This window comes from Novipirellula rosea (assembly GCF_039541335.1).
In the GTDB taxonomy this organism is placed as follows: Bacteria; Planctomycetota; Planctomycetia; order Pirellulales; family Pirellulaceae; genus Novipirellula; species Novipirellula rosea.
This window is the reverse complement of record NZ_BAABGA010000041.1, coordinates 34074-53300: the sequence shown is the minus strand read 5'-3', so window position 1 is coordinate 53300 and position 19227 is coordinate 34074. Positions and strand designations below refer to the sequence as shown.

The window sequence follows — 19227 nt, the reverse complement described above, 5'->3', positions numbered from 1 at the left end:
TCAGGGCGGTTCGCACACGCCGGATCGGGGGGCCAGAATCGTCAACCGGTGCCCAATGTAGGGCGCGATCGCGTTATGTAGGATGCGATGGCGTTACCGACAGCGGAACGGCGATTTCGCTGCCCGCACCGGCGTTTGAGGGCGTCGACGTGGTCCCGCCACCAGCCTCCCATCTTGGCGAACGCTCAGGGATCCCTAAAATCGTCGGTGCACGATGTGAAGGAAGCGGTCCTTCTCAGCTCCCCAACCTCCCCTTGAACCTGACGAAATCACTCCATGCCCAGCAAACATTCATTGGATATCAAACGCGTTGCCATCTTGTTTGCGGGGGGTCCCGCTCCGGCTGCCAATGCAGTGATTTCGACCGCCGCCTTTTCGTTTCTCGAAGAAGGCGCTCAGGTATTCGGAATCAAGCATGGTTACAGTCGATTGGCGGAATATACCGCTGCGGGGCCGCTGCAAGAGGGTTCGGATTACATCCGTTTCTCGCACGATTCGCTGACCAATGCACGCAGCAGCCGTGGGATCATGATCGGTACCGCCCGAACTAACCCCGGCAAACACGTCAACTCGCCAGCCCATTTGAAGGATCCTGAACTGGTTGCTCCGCTGCGACGAGTTTACGAAGGCCTGTGCTCGTTGGAAGTCGACGCATTGATTTCGATCGGCGGCGATGACACGCTCAAGACCGCGAACAAACTGAAGATGTTCCAGGACAATCTGCCTGCGGACGCTCGTCGTTTCCCAATCGTGCATTTGCCCAAAACGATCGACAACGATTACTCGGGAATCGATTTTACATTTGGGTTCTTCACCGCCGTGGAAACGTTGGCCGAAGAAATTCGCAACTTGAACTTTGACGCCGCCGCCGGCCGATCCTACTTCCTTTGCGAAGCAATGGGACGCAGCGCGGGGTGGCTCGCCTACGGTGCCGCGATCGCAGGCGAAGCCAGTATGGTGCTCAGCGTCGAAGACATTTGTGGCGCGTTGGCCGATGAAGAAATCGTCAACCACGAGACCGGCGAGACTCGGAAAGTAATGGCACTGGACCGTGTGGTCGATCGCATGGTCGACATGATGCTGGCTCGTGAACGCGAAGGACGCCAATACGGCACAATCGTTGTCGCCGAAGGGATGGCTGAATACCTACCGACCAAATACCTCGAAGGCGTCAGCCGCGACGATCATGGACACATCAATATCTCGTCGCTCAATCTATCGACGATGATGTCCAAATTGGTCAGCGAACGTTACAACGAAAGGACGGGAAAAACCCGCAAGGTCAACGGATTGCAACTCGGTTACGAAGCCCGTTGCGCCCCGCCGCAAGCCTATGACGTCATGCTCGGCTCGCAATTGGGTGTCGGTGCCTACCGGGCGCTTGTCGAAGAAAAGCTCAATGGCGTGATGGTCTCGGTTTCAGGCCAATTCGATTTGCACTTCGTCCCGTTCAGCAAATTGGTCGACCCAGAAACGCTGGTCACCAAAGTGCGATTTATTGAGCAAAATAGCGATTTCCATCGTCTGGCACGTTTCTTGGAAACCTGTATCGATAACTAATCAGGCTCGGCAACCAATAGGGTGCGTGCCGTCCGCTGGCTGCGATTAAAAACGTCGAATTAGACCGGGGGCCGCCTCGCCCCCATCGCCGCCTTGCCCCCGTCGCTGCCTTGCCAGAATATTCCACCGCGCCGACCGAAACTCGACGCGATTTTCGCTACGAATACGTGAACCGTGAAAAGCCAGCCTCCCCCCGAGGCTGGCTTTTTTTGCGTCCCTGAGGGTGCAAATCGCAGAAAAACCGGATCCGCGGGGCGAACCGAACGGCTCGTTGCAGCGGGAAGCGGGTGCCGGAAGTCGGCAAATTCATCGTTTCCGCTAGAAACTTCTGTTTCGCGGAGGGGTTAAAAGCATCAGCTGAGTTCGACACGGTTGCCTGCATAACCGGTGTGCCCGCCACAAAACCTCCATTCTGGGCGATTCACCCAAGGCTTCGTGCGAGGAATTCAGCAGATCGTGATTAAGATAACCGGGTGGCACTTCGGCAGAGTGTCGCCCGTAGCCGATATCGCCCGCTTGCATCACAGTGGCTTCCTCTTCCACGGAATCGTTTTTTCGAGCATGAAATACTCGCTCCTTTTCCTCACCGTCGCGTTTGCTGTCTCGGTCACTCCCCACGTTTGGGCTCAGCAGAACAATCCGCCTGGCTCCACCGTCGATGTGCAACCGGCACGGGTGCAAACGCAATCCGAGACCGCCGACGTCCGCGATTCGGAAACCGATTCGCCATCCGATTCGGAAACCGACGTGTCGCCGAAACCTGATGCCGCGACGCCCCCTACCGCGACGCCCCCTACCGCGTCGGCCCCTACCGCGTCGGCCGCGTCGGCCCCGACGGGCCAACCCAGCGATGCGGAAATCAAGGGCAGCGGTAAAAGTGAGCCTGCGATGGATCAGGAAAAATTCGTCTTCAATTTCTCTGGCGCAAGCTGGAAGGATGTCTTGGAGTGGTTTTCCGAGCAAGCCGACCTGTCGCTTCAAATCGATCGTTTCCCCACCGGTTCGGTCAACTACGTCGACCCCAGTCGTTCGTACAATGCTGCCGAGAGCTTGGATATTTTGAATCGCTTGTTGCTCGATCGCGGTTACGCGTTGGTCCGTCGCGGACGGATGTTATTGCTGATCGATCTGGAAGTCGAAAATGCCGCTAACTTGATCAGCGAAGTAGCCGAACTGGTCACGCTGGACGAACTGGATGACCGCAGCCGTAGCGACATCGTCAGCTGTGTCTTTCCGCTTGGCAGTTTGACGCCCGATGCGGCGAGACAAGAGATCGCACAACTCGTCGGCCCATGGGGTCGCACGATCGTGTTGGACAGCGCACGGCAAGTCAAAGTCACGGAGACGGTAGGCAAATTGCTCGCCATCCGCCAATTGCTTGAACATGCACGCCAAGCCGATTCGAATATCGTCGAAATTGTGCTCCAGCATCGCGGCAGCGACGAGATGCTCGAGATTGCTCGCCCCTTGATCGGACTCGATCCTGGCCAAAACGCCAACGATGAAATTCGCATTTCATTGGGTCTGTACGGCGAACGTATTTACGCAACCGGATTGCCAGGCAAAGTCGCGCTGCTGGAAAGCATTATCAGCAAGGCAGACAAACCACTCGCCGCAGCCGATCCAAACGCTCAAGCCGAAGTCGCGTTGCCGGTTTTCGAAACTCACTCGGTCAAGACCGCCGATTCGGCAACCGTGTTTGATGTATTGCAAACTCTGTTGGCGGGAACCCCGGACGCGCGTATTGCGATCGACCCCAAGACCAATGCGATTGTTGCGTTTGCACGCCCAGAAACGCAAGCGATGATTGCGGCCACGATTGCGAAGCTCGAAGGCAACGGACAAGACTTCAAAGTCATCAATCTGCGACGTCTCGATCCCGCCCAAGCGTTGTTGACGATCAACAAATTTTTCGGCATCACGGCCGAAGGGGGCAGCGGACCGATCGTCGATGGTGACCCGATAACAGGGCGTTTGTGGATTCGCGGAACAAGCGATGAAATCGCCATGATCGAACGACTGATCGGCGAACTCGAAGGCGAAGACGTGCTCGGGTCGATGAGCGAAAAAGTGCGTGTTTTGCCCTATACCGGCCAAGCGGCCGAAGATGCACTTCGCCAAGTCCAAAGCATTTGGTCCACGTTAGGCCGCAAAAACGACATTCGCACCATTCGCACTTCGGGTGCGTCTTCCTCGGGCAACGAGATGCCGGAACGACGGGTGCACCCGGAAAAACCTGCCAACAACAATCAGCCTCGCTTTGAATCGGCCCCTTCGGACGAACGCGTGCCACGATTGCCGATCGACAGTCGCACCGGAGTCCGATCCCGCCACGCGTCGGATTACCAACTCGTCACTGCTCCAATCGCTGACGACGAGGCCGACTCGCAAAAAAGCCAAATCCCAGCCTCCAGTGCAGTCACGTCCAGTACAGCGACGAGCGACAGCCGCTCGTCTGCGGCTGATGGCTCATCCCCCGAAGTTCGCTTCCAATACCAAGGGTCCGATATCGTGATCCAGTTCTCGCCTGCGGGAATGATCGTTGCATCCGAGGACACCGAAGCTCTCGATGCCTTCGAAGCCTTGATGCAATCGTTTTCTTCGTCGACCAGTGCCCAGTCCGATTTGCCAACCATTTTTTGGCTCAAGTACGCCAAAGCCGATACCACGGCGGAATTGATCGCCAGCATTTTGGGCGGCGGCGATAGCGGCATGTCGGCAATAGCGGATCCCCTTGGTGGTTTGGGGGGCGGAATGATGGGGCTGCTCGGTATGGGCGGCGGCGGAGGCGGCGGTGATGAATCGTCCGCCAAATCGATCCTGACGAGCACCGGGTCGGTCAGCATCGTTCCCGACGCGCGTTTGAACGCGCTGATCGTTCAAGCTAACGCGATTGATCTCGAAACCATCGAAATCATTCTGCGTAAGCTCGATATCCAAGAGAGTCCCGAAGACGTCGAAGTCGTCGCCAAGCCTGCCTTGATCCCTGTCATCTACCAAGATGCCAAGAGTGTCTCCGAAGTGGTCAAGAGCGTGTTTGCGGACAAGATGAAATCGGCGACCGACTCGAGCCGCGGTGGTGGTGGCGGACAACCCAATCCGCAAGACATTATTGCAGCACTTCGTGGCGGAGGCCGCGGAGGACGTGGGGGCAGTAGCGGCGCAGCATCCCAGAGCGAACCTGCCAAAATCACCGTTTCGGTCGATGAACGCAGCAATTCGCTGATCGTGACCGCAACGCCCCAAGATTTCAACCAAGTGCGTGAATTGGTGCTCGCGTTGGACGAGGGTGGCATGCAGACCGAAGAACGCGTCGAAGTGGTGACACTCAAAGGTGATATCAAGGCCGATATCGTCAAACAAGCGCTCGAATCGATACTCGGAGCCAGCGTGAAAACAGCGAGCTCGACCGCCGATTCGAAAACCAGCAGCACATCATCGACCTCCTCGACCAACGGCAGTGCGACCACCCCCAGCTCGGACGACATCCAACGTCGAATTGAAATGTTCCGCGCGATGCGGGGCGGCGGCGACACCGGAGGCGGTCGTACCGGAGGATTTGGTGGCGGGACTGGCGGTGGCGGCCGCACAGGCGGCGGTGGGCGTCCTTCAGGCGGCGGTGGCGGTGGTGGTCGCGGTCGCTAATCGCTTCCCCAACCTCACCAAACCGATTGCGGATTGTGAAATGAATTCTTCCGCGAATTGCGTTACACTTGAAAGAGTCGCTGACCGCCCCCCGCTGAGCGACGACTGCATCGCGGCATCCCCTCACGCCGCTTGACCCAATACATTGCTAGAAAGATCGAAAAGATGATCATGCATGCTGGTGAAATCCTGAAACGACGCGGATTACTCACCCCCGAACAACTCGAACAAAGCCGGCAAAGCGACTCACCAAGCGTCGTTCAAGCCGCGATCGAGTTGGGATACATTGCCGAGCGTGACGCGCTCGGTGCATTGGCCGAAGAAGTCGGTCTCGATTACGTCGATCTCCGCGAAACCGACGTCGACCTGAAAGCGCTCGAAGGGTTTCCGCAAAAACTGATCTATCGCCAATCACTGTTCCCGATTGGTTTCGAGGATGGTTCGATCGTCGTGGCGACGTCCGATCCGCTCGATCTGTATCCGCTTGACGAAGCGAGTGCGGCGACGGGCAAAAATATCATTCCGGTTGTCGCCGAACGGGCTGAAATCGCACGCTTGGTCAAACAGCATCTTGGCGTCGGTAGCGAAACGGTCGAAGGCCTGATGGCGGCGGTCGATGACGACGACGTCGAATTGCTCGATGCGTTTGAATCCGACGGCAGCGAATTGAGCGAAATGGCGCAAGAGGCGTCGGTCGTTCGATTGGTCAACGAAATTCTGCTCGAAGCGATCGAAACGCGTGCGAGCGATATTCACATCGAAAGCCAATCGGATGGGATCCAAATCCGTTATCGCATCGACGGCATCCTGCACCCGCAACCCGCTCCACCGGAGATCAATCGATTCCAAGCGGCGATCATTAGCCGACTAAAAATCATGGCTCGGATGAACATTGCCGAGAAACGGTTGCCGCAGGACGGACGGATCAAACTGCGAGTGCACGGCCGCGAAGTCGATATCCGGCTCAGCGTGATCCCGATGATCCATGGCGAAGGTCTGGTCATGCGTGTGTTGGACAAGTCATCGATGGTGTTCAACCTCGAAGGCTTAGGGATGAACCCGCAAATCTACGAAACGTTTAGCAAGATCATCGAATATCCTCACGGCATCGTGCTGGTCACCGGCCCCACCGGCTCGGGTAAAACGACGACGCTGTACAGCAGTTTGCTGCAGATCCGCAGCCCCGAAACCAAGATCATTACGACCGAAGACCCGGTCGAGTATCAGCTTGATGGCATCAACCAGATTCAAGTCCATCCCAAAATCGGACTGACGTTTGCCGCATCACTTCGCAGTATCCTGCGTCATGACCCCGACGTCGTGCTGGTGGGGGAAATTCGTGACCTCGAGACCGCTGAAAATGCGATCCAAGCATCGCTAACGGGTCACTTGGTATTCAGTACGCTCCACACCAATGATGCCGCGGGAGCGTTCACCCGAATGGGCGACATGGGCGTCGAGCCGTTCTTGGTCGCAGGGACTGTCGAAGCCGTGATGGCTCAGCGACTGGTGCGTCGTTTGTGCAAACATTGCAAACAACCGATGACCGATGCGAAGTCCGAAGTGCCAAGTGACTTCCCCTGGGATCGCGCCGGCGACGCGGTGCTGTATCGCAGCGTCGGTTGCCGCGAATGTCGCCACGTTGGCTATTCGGGACGGATGGGTATTTACGAATTACTAGTGACCTCCGATACCATTCGTCAACTCGCGCAAGACCGCGCCAGCAGTTGGGATATCCGCAAAGAAGCGGTGAAAAACGGCATGCGGACGCTGCGAATGGACGCTTGGGACAAAGTCATCGCGGGACAAACCAGTGTCGATGAAGTGCTGCGTGTTACCAAGGGCGAAGCGATCGCCTAAGCATGCATGGGAAAAGAGACACTTAGCATCGTGTAGGCCCGATTCCCAGTCCGCCCGATTCCAGTCCGCCCGGTTCCAGTCGGCCCGGTTCCTAGCAACAACATCCAATTTCACACGCCCATCTTCAAACTTCTAGAACGCCCGCCCCAATGCCAACCTTTGCTTACACCGCCCGCGACTCGACCGGCAAACAGGTCAACGGAACCATCGAAGCGGGCACGGAGCGTGAAGTCACCTCGATGCTGTCCGAGCGGTCTTTGTTTCCGGTCAAAGTCAGCGACGTTGCCAAAAGCAAATCACCTTCGCTGGGCAGTTTGTTCAATCGCCGCCAAAAGGTGAACGGACAAACGATGGCGGTCTTCTACAGTCAACTTGCCTCGCTGCTGCGCAGTGGCGTGCCGATGATTCGTTCGCTGAACGTTCTCGGCTCGCAAACCTCCAACGCAGTTCTGAAAGAGGTCTTGCACGACGTTCGCGAACGGGTCGAGGAAGGCGAAACGCTGGGCCAAACGATGGCTCGTTATCCAGGTGTCTTTAGTGACATGGGAACCAACATGGTGCGGGCCGGTGCCGAGGGTGGATTCCTCGAAGACGCACTCGATCGCGTCGGCACGTTCACCGAACTACAAGAAGACCTCAAAGGCCGCACGGTCAGCGCGATGGCCTATCCCGTCTTTCTGTTTTCAGTGGGCAGCGTGGTGATTGTCGCATTGCTGGTGTTCTTCGTCCCCAAGTTTGACATGCTGTTTGATCGGCTGCGTCGCAAAGGCGAAATGCCGTGGGCCACCGAAGCGCTGTTAAGCTTCAGCCAATTTCTGCAGCAATGGGGTTGGCTATTCTTGGTTGTGATGGTGGTTGTGTTGATCTTGATCAAAATCAAACTCGACAGCGAATCGGGCCAGGAGTGGGCTGACCGTATCAAATTAAAAATCCCGGTGCTCGGCGATATCCTAATGAATCTCGCCGTCGCTCGTTTCTGCCGGGTACTCGGTACGCTGCTTGGTAACGGGGTTCCGATCCTGAGGTCACTCGAAATCAGCCGCAGTGCAACCGGCAACCGTTTGCTCAGTAAATCGATTGCCAATGCAACCGAGAACATCCGTAGTGGGGAAAGTTTGGCGTCGCCGCTGCGGGCATCCGGCTACATGCCCGTTAGCGTGACCGAAATGATCAGCGTCGGCGAAGAAAGCAACTCATTGGACCGCGTGCTGCCCGAGATCGCCGATTCACTCGAAAAGCGAACGTTTCGTCGACTCGATTTGTTCGTCCGCTTGCTCGAACCGCTGATGTTGCTGATCATGGCCGTGTTGGTGCTTGCCGTCGTCATGGCGCTGCTGGTCCCCGTATTGAAGAGCAGCACAACGCTATAGAGCCCACCTGTGATTCCCCCGCCTGTTGACGCGGCGATGCCCCGCGGCATCGCCACGTCAACACTTGCCCTCCTTTGGTTTTACGATGCAAACAATCGCCTGCCGATACGTTGTTTTGGCCATCACCTTGCTTGCCATATCGTTGCTTGCCATATCGTTGATTGCCGTACCGTCGTTTGCGTCGGAACCGGGACCTGCGAAGCCGTCCGCACTGAAATCGGACGCCTTTGAATCGATTGACGACTTGGTCAACAAAGCGATCGCGGAAAATAAGCTTCCGGGTGCCGTGGTCGTTATCGGCTATCAAGGCGATCTCGTGTTCCAGCGGGCCTATGGACATCGCCAAATCGAACCAACGCCGATTCCGATGACAGTGGACACGGTGTTTGATCTTGCCTCGTTGACAAAACCGATCGCGACTGCCACCAGCGTGATGACGCTTATCGATCAGGGCCGAATCGATCTGGAGGACACGGTGTCGCAGCACTTGCCCGAGTTTGGCAATCATGGCAAAGAAGGGATCACGATCAAGCAGTTGTTGCTGCATACCAGCGGGCTGACACCTGATAATGCGATCTCTGATTACACCGAATCGCCCGAGTCCGCGATACAGAATGTGATGAATCTGGGACTGAACTACCCGACGGGTTCAAAGTTTCGCTATTCCGACGTGGGCTTCATTGTGCTCGGAGAAATCGTTCGTCGCAAAACCGGAATGGATCTGAATGCCTATTCGCAACAAGCCATCTTTGCGCCGCTGGAGATGAAAGAAACAAGCTACAAACCGGCGACGCCACTACAGCAGCGTGCCGCCACGACGCAGCAACGAAACGGACACTGGATGCAAGGCGAAGTGCACGACCCACGAGCCTATGCGCTCGGTGGTGTCGCCGGACATGCGGGGCTGTTCAGCACCGCTGCGGATCTGGCCGTTTATGCAACCGCGATGTGCAACCGTGGAAGCCTTGGTGACACCACGATCGTATCGAAAAAAACCTTTGATTTGATGACCGCTGCTTACGCCGTTCCCGGCGATGCCTTGCGCGGTCTCGGCTGGGACAAGCAATCCGGGTACTCATCCAACCGGGGCAAAACGATGACAGCCACCGCGTTTGGGCACGGCGGATTCACCGGTACCGCGATGTGGATCGACCCTGAACTGAAACTCTTTGTGATCTTCTTAAGCAATCGAGTTCACCCCAACGGCAAAGGCAGCGTCAACGCACTCGCGGGAGAGATCGGCACGATCGCCGCCGACGCCGTGAAGCAGTGAGTCACTGATCATACTGACTCGGCAGTTTCTAATCACCGAGCCGCGAAATGTCATGGACTCGATCACCCCCCGCAGCAGCAATTAACTTTTGGTTGCGCTGGCTTTCTGCCACCTCTCCACCTTCGTCGGTGACTGCTGATTTAGTAGCATTGATTGCAGGCCGGAGGCCGATACACCCTCTGCCGGTAGCGTAAGCTACCGGTCAGGAGAGGCGGAAAAACATAGCCCGGAGGGCGACACATCTGCTGCCAGTGTGTCGGCCTCCGGCCTTACGGTGACAAATCGCCCCTAAACCGTTGGCTCACGCCAACGGCAGTCTATCTGTCGGCCTCCGGCCTGTGCGTTTGCTACGACTTCAGCAGTCACCTTCGTCGGTGGAGAGGTAACTGCGTTATAGGCTGGAAGAAAAACTCACCTCAATATCCGACGTCAATGCCAAAGTTTTAGCATTCCAGCGTTAGATCAATGTCATCTACTTTGGCACTAAACGGATGGTGTTTGTAGCGGTGCGGCGCAATCCGCCCGGTCTAATTCGAACGTTTTACTCGCTGCAATCGGACGGCTTGCGCCGTGCCGCCACCAAAGTAGAGGCATCGAATAGTCCCTATGGATTCATTCGTCTGTCCGAAAGCACGCGTCGCTGCCTACACCCCGTTCATACTTGAGGGCTCAATTGCTGGTCGCCGGTCACATTCCTTCAAAAGCGATGCCCGCGGATCACTTTTAAAAGGCGAAAGACTTTTTGAGGAGGTGGAGTTGCGCATGATGACAGGCTGGAAGCCTATCCCACACTTGATGCGGCTACTGAGGCAGGAATCGGCTTTCGATACAGGCCATTAGTTGCTTTAGGTGGGGTTCGGCGACTTGATAGTAGACGCGGCGGCCCTCGCGTTCGCTGGTGAAAAACCCACACCGCTGCATTAGCCGTAGATGCTCCGATGCAACGTTGTCAGGGATCTGGCAATCGGCGGCAAGTTCGCCAACGGTGTAGCGTCCCGTCAACAACAATTGGATCATCCGCAATCGCACCGGATGGGCAATCGTCTTCAAACACTCGGCCGCCTCTGTAAACGCCGTGGCGCCGCTGGCCGTCGGCCGCACCTCCGGCTTTGCCGATGCACGGTCAACCGCTTTCGCGGACGTCGATACTGCTTTCTTTTTTGCCATAGAGGATCTCCAACCACTAACCTATCGCGAGCTGACGAGGTGTCAATTGAAACCTCACGATTTGTGATCAAACAATCATGGGGGGGAACAGGCGGCAGTGGATCGATGTTTCCGGGCCGATTCCGGGCCGATTCCAGGCCAATTTCAAGCCCAATTGCATTAAAACCTCGTGTTTTTGCGGGGCGGCCAGCACTGCCTTGTTTCGCTACAATAAGGCTGCTCGCTACGATGGCGGTGACCTTGCCCCACTGATTGCATTGATTCACTGCCTGGTTCATCTCCGCCTCGAGAAAGAAATGCATTTTTACGCTTCCAAGCTCCCTGTGATTTTGACCATCGTCCTGGTCATCTCGGCGATCACCGACTGGCATGCTGCGGCCATCGCTCAGGAAACGGCGGGGGCCCCGCAGGCTGCCGTGGAATCGGAGACATCTGACGACTCTGGTCGCAAAGATTCTGCGGGGAGCGAAGATCCGCAAATCCAAAAGTGGATCGAGGATCTCGGCGCCGATTCCTTCGCGATGCGTGAGCGGGCAGCGAGCCATTTGATGCAGCGTGGAATCGAAATCCTGCCTGCATTGCGTCTTGCAGCCACCAATGCCACCGACCCCGAAGTCCGACTGCGCACCGAACAATTGGTTCGTCAGTTAACCGAGGGCGATTTGCAAATTCGCATCGATGCCTTCTTGGCTGGTGATGACGTCGAGTTTGATGGATGGCGAGAAACCCAAGACTTTATGGGAGATTCACCGAGTGTTCGCGAAATGTTTGTCGAACTGATGCTCGAACATCCCGATATCACTAAGTCGCTGGCGGGTTCGCCGCGTGAACGCTTTATGGCGATGACCGCAGCGATGGGTCGCGTCCAAAACAAAATGTTCGTTCAACTCGAAGTCCCCAGTCGTGCTGATGTGATCGCGTTGCTGCTGCCGGCAAACGACCCCAACGTGCCCTTCAATCAAGACTTTGAAAGCTTGATGATTTCACTGTTGCGAAAAGAGGCAGCCAATCGTCTTCATCGCGACATCCAACTCGGCGGGCCCACCGACGCGTTAGTCAGCGGATGGGTCAATCGCAGCAGTTTGAACAACCGGGCCGAGATCCTGTTCTTTGCCATGAGCTGGGATTTGCAACGCGCACTTCCGCTGGCACGACGAACGTTGGCCGAAGCAACCTCGGTCGAAACGATTGCAATGGCACTGCAAACGATCTCACGTTTTGGCGACAAAGCCGACACGGCGTTAGTGGTCAATTTGCTCGACGATACTCGGGTCGTCAGCGAGCGAGGTTATGCTCGCGGTGAAAAACTGACCACTCAATTAGGCGATGTCGCGATGGCAACGATCGCATTGCTTCACGACGTCTCGCTTGCGGACGTTGGATTCACGCGTGCAGAACGCCATCCTACGTTCAGTTTTCTGCTTGACGACTTGGGTTTTCCCGACAAAGCGGCCGCCGACGACGTGTCGCGTGAACAGGCCCGGGAACGAGTCGACGAGCTGATCAAAAAGCACTCGAAAAACCAAGAGTCGAGTGACCGCAGCTAGTCGCCCCGCAAAGGTTGCAGGCAATGATCTGCAGCGTCGATGCCTCGAGCGAGGCAACTTAATGGGCCGCTCAGCCCCGCGAAACCCTATTGCGATCCATTCTCTAACCGCAGTCGGAATACCGATCGCCAAACACCGACCAAGCTTGGACAGCGGCGATATGTCCGAATTCCAGCAAACGACGCCTAGACGATCAACGTCGAGGAAGTAGACTGAAACCACGGTTTTTGTGTATTCGGAAAGTCAATCGACTTGCTGCCGAATGACTCAAAAAAGCCGTATTTTAGGAATCAATTGGGGACCGTGAACCACCGCGAGACTTCCCAAATCGCCCCCACACCTTGCCGATTGATAACGGCCGCTGATTCCGCTGTCGCTACAACTCATCCAACCCGCACAACCGGAGCGGAATTATGCCAGCCATGTCCTCACGCAACTGGACTTTACGCGAAATCACCGATGTGTTTTGCAACCATTGGAAAATGATCAGCATCTTGGTCGTGTTGTCGATGATCGGACTTGCTGCCGTCCTGTTTCATTACCCGGATACCTATGAATCCGAAGCCAAGTTGTTTGTACGGTTGGGTCGCGAAAACGTCGGCCTGGACTCAACCGCGTCGACCGGGCAAACCGTCAGTTTGAATGCAAGCCGAGAAGCCGACATCAATTCGCTGATCGAGCATCTGGAAAGCCGATCGATCATCGAAAAAGCGTTCGAGAAGCTCTCGCACGACGAGACATTTGCAACGCCCCGGGAACGTGAAATTGCGATCTCGAGCCTGGCAAAAAAGGTGACCATTTCGTCGCCACGAACCTCGTACGTGATCCGCGTTTCCTGCACAGGGGAAACCCCCGAACTGGCGCAACAGACCCTCGATGCAATCTTGGCTACGTTTCGCGATGAACACATGCGAGTGACGCGGAGTAGCGGATCGTTTGATTTCTTTGATGTACAAACGCAATCGCTTCAACAGCAACTCGAAAAAGCGAACCTCGAACTACGCGACCTCAAAAGTAGCTACAAACTGGCATCGTACGAAGGACGACGCCGCGGACTCGAAGAAGAACTTGCCCGCGTCGATCGCGACGTTGCCGAGTCGCGTACCAACCTCGCCTCCTCGGAAGCGAAAATGTTAGCGTTGCGTGACAAGCTGTCACAACTGCCCCAATCTTTGGTTCGCCAAATGGTCGGCGGCCAACCCAATGATGGATTGGCGGCGATGCGTGAGCAGCTCTTCCAGCTCGAATCGAAAGAAAAAGACCTGCTCGCTCGCAAAACCAACGATCATCCCGAAGTCGCAGCGGTACATCACCAATTGGAAACGCTGCGTAGCGTGTTTGACGACGAAACACCGACTCATTCCAGCATGCAGTCGGCAATCATTGCTGTCGAAGAGGCTGAGGTCAAAGCCTTGCGTGCTCGCCTTGATTCGCTGGTCCAGTACCAGACCGAACTACACGACGACCTGCTCGCTCTGAACGACCAAGAGATCGTGTTGGCACAAGGAGAACGGCGAGTCAATCAACTCGAATCCGAATACTTGGCAAATCTGCAGCGGCGTGAACAAGCAAGAATTGATGAAGCCATGCAGCTCGAAAAGATCTCGAACGTCAGCGTCATGCAAGCGCCGACGTTTGTCGCCATTCCCGTGGCACCGAAAAAGAAGCTCGCCATGGTCGCAGGATTCATGTTGGCGTTGATGGCCAGCTGTGGATTGGCACTGCTGATCGAATACTTCCGCGAACCCGTGATCCAGCATGATCCATCGCCGGCCGCCGAATGGCGACGTGAACCGTTTTCTCCTGTCCCGAAGCCCGAATTCTTGAGTCGCCAAAAAGGCTGATAGAACCGAACATCTACAATGCTGCGGCGCAAGCCGAGCCCGAAACTCTTGACGAGTTCCGCTACGAAATACTTCACGCCGTTAGCCAAAACGGCTAACAAACGGTCGGACTCCTGCCTAGCTACTTAAGTCCTGCTGTTCTCGCGGGCCTGACGATAGATCTCCATCAATCGGTCGTAGCAGATTTCGGCGGTGTGTTTGTCCAAGTAGCGTTGGCGTGCTGCGGACCGCATTCGCTGCCATCCATCGGGTCGCTGTGACTCTGCGCTGACACAATTCGCCAACGCATCGGGATTGGCGGGTTCGAACAAAATCCCCGAGCGATCGTGCTCGATCAATTCCGCCATCGCGCCTAGATTCGACGCGACCACGGGCGTTCCCTTGGCAAACGCTTCGACAATCGTACGTGGCAACCCCTCGTACCAGAGCGAGGGAAAGACCAAACAGGATGCTTCGCCGACCAAGCTCAATATCTCTTGATTCGGTCGGCGGCCAAGCCAAGTGATCGCCGGATTCTCCGCTGCGGCTTGCTGCACCGCGTCGGCCATCGGACCATCGCCCACGATTTTCAGGGGGATCGCCGGGGACATTTGTCGCCACGCCGCCAGCAGCGTGTCCAAGCCTTTTTCAGGCGACAAGCGGCCAGCAAATAACGCGTAGCCGCCCGTCCCGGTTCCGACGCCAGGATCACAATCGAGGAAATTGGCCATCACCGCCAACTTCTGCTCCGGCAAACCACCTTGAATGTACTTTTGCCGACCAAATTCGGTCAAAGCGTAAAACATGCCGACGCGTCGTTGATAGGTTCCCAACAACCGATGGACCGTTAACATCGAGGCGACCGTGGCGGTGGCAGCCCGGTTGCCACGATAACACCGATGCTTGATCGCAGGCCACGGAAACAATTTGCCCACGCACAGCTCGCATGGCTTGTTGTCGCGATACAAGTAGGCATCGGGGCACATCAAGCGATAATTCCGCAGCGACTGCACCACTGGCACCCGTTCCCGATTCGCCGCGTAGTAGGCCGCAGGCGAGATTAGCGGAAACGTATTGGTGCAGTGCATTACATCGGGTTTCTCACGCTGGATCAATCGACGCAGATCGCGATAGGAGTTCCGATTAAAAATCGTCCGTGACGCAACCTCCAATTTCCCCATCGTCTTGATTGCATCATTGTGCAGCGTGTAGCGAACGACCGAGTGACCATGTCGGGTGACAAGATCCGCCTCTTCGGCAAACGATTGATCCTCGCCGCCGGCTTGTTGATAGTAGTTATGACACAACAGTATTCGCATCGTCGCATTTCCAATTCGAAGAGAACAAGCCGGGTTAAGCTTGCGTTGTCACGGGCTCGGTGACCACCGATGCTTTCGCTAGTTTCGCCATGCGAACCTCGGGACGAAATTCGTATCGATCAAAGAAACGACGTTGAGGGAACATTTTTGGCGATAACGCATGAAGGGTACAGCGAATGTAACCTTCGTTACGCCACAGTTGGATCGGCCGGTCAATATTGTCACTCGATCCGCCGCTGATTCGCGAGACGAGCAGACCAGGCCAAATCAGCAGTGCTGACTGAGCCGCTCGCGCCGCCGCGATCAGCAACGTTTTCAACGATCCACGTTCTAATTGATCGCGTCGTGAAAAACTCCAACCGTTGTGCAACGATGTTTCTTTAAAGTACTGGTCTTCTAATCGCGACGACGGCGTCACGTGGTAACCGAGCGCACGCGGATTGAACCAAGACTTGAAACCAGCCATGCGGATGCGCCGATACATATCGGTGTCGTAACCACGGAGCGTGAACGACTCGTCATATTTACCGAGCTTTTCGAACACACGCCGGTGCAACATCTGGTTTCCCGAACCGGGACCTTGTTGATCGGTATAAGGACGAACGGTATCCCATGGCACCGTTGCCCCGAGCATCCGCTGCATTTTCGGCGTCAATTCGCGATCACAGCCATCGGGGAAATGAAGCTGCAAAGCACCGCCGACACATTCGCATTGATGCTCGACCGCTGTCTTCCACAGCTCTTTCAGCCAGTACGGTTCGGCAATTTGGTCGTCGTCAAAATTTGCAATCCATTCACCATGGGCTTCATCAAGCCCGAGGTTTCGGGCGGCCACTTGCCCAGGCCGCGTTTGCATCACCGCACGCAGTGGTGCGTCGGTCTGTTGCTGCAGTTCGTCGATCAATTCTTGTTCGATCGGACACGACGAAAACACGACAAGCACTTCGTAGGTGAATTCGCCATCAGTCTCCTGGCGAATCAAACTCGACAATGCGTCCTTGAGCATATCGGGACGCTTGTGCGTACAAATGACGATCGAAATATCAGGCTTGGTCATAGAAATGAAGGTTATCTTGAGGATCAGGCGAAACGGACGACGACGCGTCGGACTGTAAGGCGTGGACGCCATAAGCCGCGCCCATCAATGCGAAGAGCGGGTTCATGAACCACAGGTTGTAGGAGATCGGATTGCCGGTCGTCGCATTGATCAGGAACAGCAACCACCCCAACCAGGCGGCCAAAAATGTCTGCTGGACCAATCCCGTGCTCGATCGCACGTGACCGAACAGACTGATTGTCTGCCAGATGGCAACCAAAATAAAAATGACAAATCCAACGACTCCAGTTTCGTAAAACACTCGTAGGTAATCGTTTTGGACATGATTCATCCCGGGCCAAACGATGGCGACATAGTCATAAGCGGATCCGATTCCATGACCGAGCCAAGGATTTAACATCGCATGGTCCAAGATTTTGGGCCAGGCGTCGAAACGGCCTGAACCGCGGACATCCCCTGCCATCAAATCTTCGAGCGTTCCATGGCCCGAATAAAAGAACCGTTGCTGGAAGCTATCCGAATGAAACACAACCACGGCTAATACCAACATTAGCACACACAACACGACACGGCCGAGTTTCGTTCCGATGCGAGGATGTAGCATCGGCAACGCCAGTATCGACAATGTGACCGTTCGGCCACCCGAGGCGAAACAGATCGCCAAACTGACTGCCCAACCTGCGACCGCCAGTAAATATTTCGGGGGCGCCATGGCCAGGAAAACGCATCCCACCAATCCGACCGTCAATCCCAACGGCCGCATCCCGGTGTCAAAGTCAAGTGATGGCATCAGGTCCAGTTTCCAGATGATCAGCGACACGAACAGAGGCAGCATCGAGATCACAAAAACCCGCTGTAGCGTGCGTAATTGACCGCTGGTTTCAATGAACATCGAGGCGGCAGCACCAATCACCAATGGCATGCTGACTTGCATCGCATCTTGCACATTGCGAGCCCCAAAATCATCGGCCCAAATTAACGAAATCCAGTTAAAACCAAAGTACGCTGCCCATGGGATCACGGGAAAACGCACGCAGCGCTGATCACGAAAGATGGCCTTTTCGATCATGATCAACAGCACGCCCAACACCAGCATCCCCAACCACAACCAACCGGTGTAATTGAGTCCGCCAAACTCCAGACCACGCGGCGTTGCGACGGCCGCACACATTGGAACGCTTAAGACGAATAAATAGCCGAGTCGCGGTTGTATCACTTGCGAGCCCCTCATTGGTTTACTGATAACGCGATAGCGTCATCCGACTCTGCGAGCGTGACACGTCGTAACAAGTAGATGACGGTCGTGCCTCGCGAAATCGCACCGACCAGCGAACCCGCCAACGTTGCCATTGCGATCCCCAGCACCCCATGTGACTCGACCACAAAATAAGTCACCGCCATGGCAACAACCAGCGTCAATACGTCTGAGATCAAATTGGCCTTCGGCAGATGCATCGCCCAGATTCCCGCACCGGCAACAATCCCCATCGAACGCGCTAAAACACCAAACGCCAACAACACCATGATCGGCCCAGCACCGACATACTTCGCCCCGTATAACCACTGAACCACTGGTCCGCCGATCGCGATCACGGCTAAGCAGAATAAGCCAACCAGGACCAAAAAGATCACCATGAAACGCCACAAGATCCCCTTCAATGCCTGCGTTCCTCCGCTGGCAAAACTGGCGGCACAGCGTGCGGTCAAAAAGCTATCGATCCCCAGCACCACCACGTTCGACAATCCGATCAAAGTCGTGCATGCCGCAAATAGCCCCGTTTCCTCTTCGCCACGCACCACCACCGTGATCCAAGGCATTAAATATGGCATCGAACTGCCAGTCAAATGACTTGCCAATGCCCATTTGCCAAAGGACCAATTTTTTCGCCAATCGGCCAAAATCTCAGGCACGTGAAATTCAAATTTCGGTCGTCGCGTGACAAACCAACCCATTCCTGCCAATAACGATCCGGCACCAATCAACGCAAACGCACGTCCGACACTGACCACCCCGAGCCAACCGAGTGACACCAAACCGACAAGCTGTACCACCGCGACCACGGCATCAATCGAAACCACGCTGATCAGATTCAGATGCGCCAATTCCACTTGGCGAATGAACTCACGAAACAGAATAAATGGCAGCGTTAGCGTCAGCACGACCAACAGTATCCCGCCGGAAGCCAAGTCACTATCGGGCATCAGAAACCGAATCGACAACCACGTCATCACTGCCGCAAACATGGCTAACAGCGATTGATGGACCAGCGTGCTGCCATCATACGATGCCCGCTGGTTCGGCGACCGATGATGCGCGAAAACCGTATAAGGGCCAGCGACTAATTGATATTGAATGTTCCGCGATAGCAACACGATATTGAACGCGAGAAAGTAGATCCCCAGCCCATCTTGACCACACCACCTGCCAATCATCACGGTGGTCAAAAAATTAGTGGCACTGACGATCCCTTGATCCAGCACCGATAGCGATCCTCCTCGCAAATTGGGACTCTGCAGTACGCTTCGCAATCGATCCGAAACAGGCATACGAACATCGCCAATCACGTCCGGGGACGCAGGTGATAGGTTCCGCCGTAAAAGTGCAG

At 55.7% G+C, this 19227-nt stretch carries 12 protein-coding genes; 7 read left to right on the top strand and 5 right to left on the bottom strand.

The window, feature by feature from the left end; genetic code table 11:
• Positions 1-276: 276 nt before the first annotated feature.
• From ABD971_RS17175 to ABD971_RS17155, 5 genes are all read left to right on the top strand, one after another.
• The gene (locus tag ABD971_RS17175) at positions 277-1560 is read left to right on the top strand and encodes a 6-phosphofructokinase (RefSeq protein WP_339943346.1); all 1284 of its coding nucleotides are present in this window, start codon (positions 277-279) and stop codon (positions 1558-1560) included.
• A gap of 561 nt (positions 1561-2121) precedes the next feature.
• Positions 2122-5205 carry a secretin N-terminal domain-containing protein gene (locus tag ABD971_RS17170; protein ID WP_345324063.1) on the top strand — a complete coding sequence of 1028 codons (3084 nt, stop codon included), beginning with the start codon at positions 2122-2124 and terminating at the stop codon, positions 5203-5205.
• A 165-nt stretch (positions 5206-5370) separates the two neighbouring features.
• Positions 5371-7065: a GspE/PulE family protein gene (locus ABD971_RS17165; RefSeq protein ID WP_339943342.1), complete on the top strand. Its 1695-nt coding sequence runs from the start codon at positions 5371-5373 to the stop codon at positions 7063-7065.
• 149 nt (positions 7066-7214) lie between these two features.
• On the top strand, positions 7215-8435 hold the full coding sequence (locus ABD971_RS17160; protein WP_345324060.1) for a type II secretion system F family protein: 1221 nt from the start codon (positions 7215-7217) through the stop codon (positions 8433-8435).
• An 85-nt stretch (positions 8436-8520) separates the two neighbouring features.
• Positions 8521-9708, top strand: a complete 1188-nt coding sequence (locus ABD971_RS17155; protein WP_345324058.1) for a serine hydrolase domain-containing protein — start codon at positions 8521-8523, stop codon at positions 9706-9708.
• Between the two features lie 801 nt (positions 9709-10509).
• Here the strand turns inward: ABD971_RS17155 and ABD971_RS17150 are convergent.
• A complete protein-coding gene (locus tag ABD971_RS17150) occupies positions 10510-10875 on the bottom strand; it encodes an ArsR/SmtB family transcription factor (RefSeq protein WP_345324056.1) in 366 nt (121 codons plus the stop codon).
• A 197-nt stretch (positions 10876-11072) separates the two neighbouring features.
• On the opposite strand from ABD971_RS17150, the gene ABD971_RS17145 reads away from it, so the two are divergent.
• Both ABD971_RS17145 and ABD971_RS17140 read left to right on the top strand, forming a co-directional pair.
• On the top strand, positions 11073-12422 hold the full coding sequence (locus ABD971_RS17145; RefSeq protein WP_345324054.1) for a hypothetical protein: 1350 nt from the start codon (positions 11073-11075) through the stop codon (positions 12420-12422).
• A gap of 413 nt (positions 12423-12835) precedes the next feature.
• Positions 12836-14266: a GumC family protein gene (locus ABD971_RS17140; RefSeq protein ID WP_345324052.1), complete on the top strand. Its 1431-nt coding sequence runs from the start codon at positions 12836-12838 to the stop codon at positions 14264-14266.
• Positions 14267-14391: 125 nt separating this feature from the next.
• Here the strand turns inward: ABD971_RS17140 and ABD971_RS17135 are convergent, their stop codons facing one another.
• Genes ABD971_RS17135 through ABD971_RS17120 form a run of 4 tightly spaced genes read right to left on the bottom strand, consistent with a single transcriptional unit; the run spans position 14392 to position 19168 of the window.
• Positions 14392-15564: a glycosyltransferase gene (locus ABD971_RS17135; protein WP_345324050.1), complete on the bottom strand. Its 1173-nt coding sequence runs from the start codon at positions 15562-15564 to the stop codon at positions 14392-14394.
• A gap of 34 nt (positions 15565-15598) precedes the next feature.
• Positions 15599-16621, bottom strand: coding sequence for a glycosyltransferase family 2 protein (locus ABD971_RS17130; RefSeq protein WP_345324048.1), 1023 nt, complete (start codon positions 16619-16621; stop codon positions 15599-15601).
• The gene (locus ABD971_RS17125; RefSeq protein WP_345324046.1) at positions 16608-17837 is read right to left on the bottom strand and encodes an O-antigen ligase family protein; all 1230 of its coding nucleotides are present in this window, start codon (positions 17835-17837) and stop codon (positions 16608-16610) included. The genes ABD971_RS17130 and ABD971_RS17125 overlap by 14 nt, the downstream gene beginning before the upstream one ends.
• 11 nt (positions 17838-17848) lie before the next feature.
• On the bottom strand, positions 17849-19168 hold the full coding sequence (locus ABD971_RS17120; RefSeq protein WP_345324044.1) for a lipopolysaccharide biosynthesis protein: 1320 nt from the start codon (positions 19166-19168) through the stop codon (positions 17849-17851).
• Positions 19169-19227 lie beyond the last annotated feature (59 nt).

What these genes read in the sequence shown, in the direction of transcription:
- ABD971_RS17175 (WP_339943346.1), top strand. Translation starts at nt 277, where the DNA reads ATGCCCAGCAAACATTCATTGGATATCAAACGCGTTGCCATCTTGTTT.
- ABD971_RS17140 (WP_345324052.1), top strand. Translation starts at nt 12,836, where the DNA reads ATGCCAGCCATGTCCTCACGCAACTGGACTTTACGCGAAATCACCGAT.
- ABD971_RS17170 (WP_345324063.1), top strand. Translation starts at nt 2,122, where the DNA reads ATGAAATACTCGCTCCTTTTCCTCACCGTCGCGTTTGCTGTCTCGGTC.
- ABD971_RS17120 (WP_345324044.1), bottom strand. Translation starts at nt 19,168, where the DNA reads ATGCCTGTTTCGGATCGATTGCGAAGCGTACTGCAGAGTCCCAATTTG.
- ABD971_RS17150 (WP_345324056.1), bottom strand. Translation starts at nt 10,875, where the DNA reads ATGGCAAAAAAGAAAGCAGTATCGACGTCCGCGAAAGCGGTTGACCGT.
- ABD971_RS17160 (WP_345324060.1), top strand. Translation starts at nt 7,215, where the DNA reads ATGCCAACCTTTGCTTACACCGCCCGCGACTCGACCGGCAAACAGGTC.
- ABD971_RS17130 (WP_345324048.1), bottom strand. Translation starts at nt 16,621, where the DNA reads ATGACCAAGCCTGATATTTCGATCGTCATTTGTACGCACAAGCGTCCC.
- ABD971_RS17135 (WP_345324050.1), bottom strand. Translation starts at nt 15,564, where the DNA reads ATGCGAATACTGTTGTGTCATAACTACTATCAACAAGCCGGCGGCGAG.
- ABD971_RS17165 (WP_339943342.1), top strand. Translation starts at nt 5,371, where the DNA reads ATGATCATGCATGCTGGTGAAATCCTGAAACGACGCGGATTACTCACC.
- ABD971_RS17155 (WP_345324058.1), top strand. Translation starts at nt 8,521, where the DNA reads ATGCAAACAATCGCCTGCCGATACGTTGTTTTGGCCATCACCTTGCTT.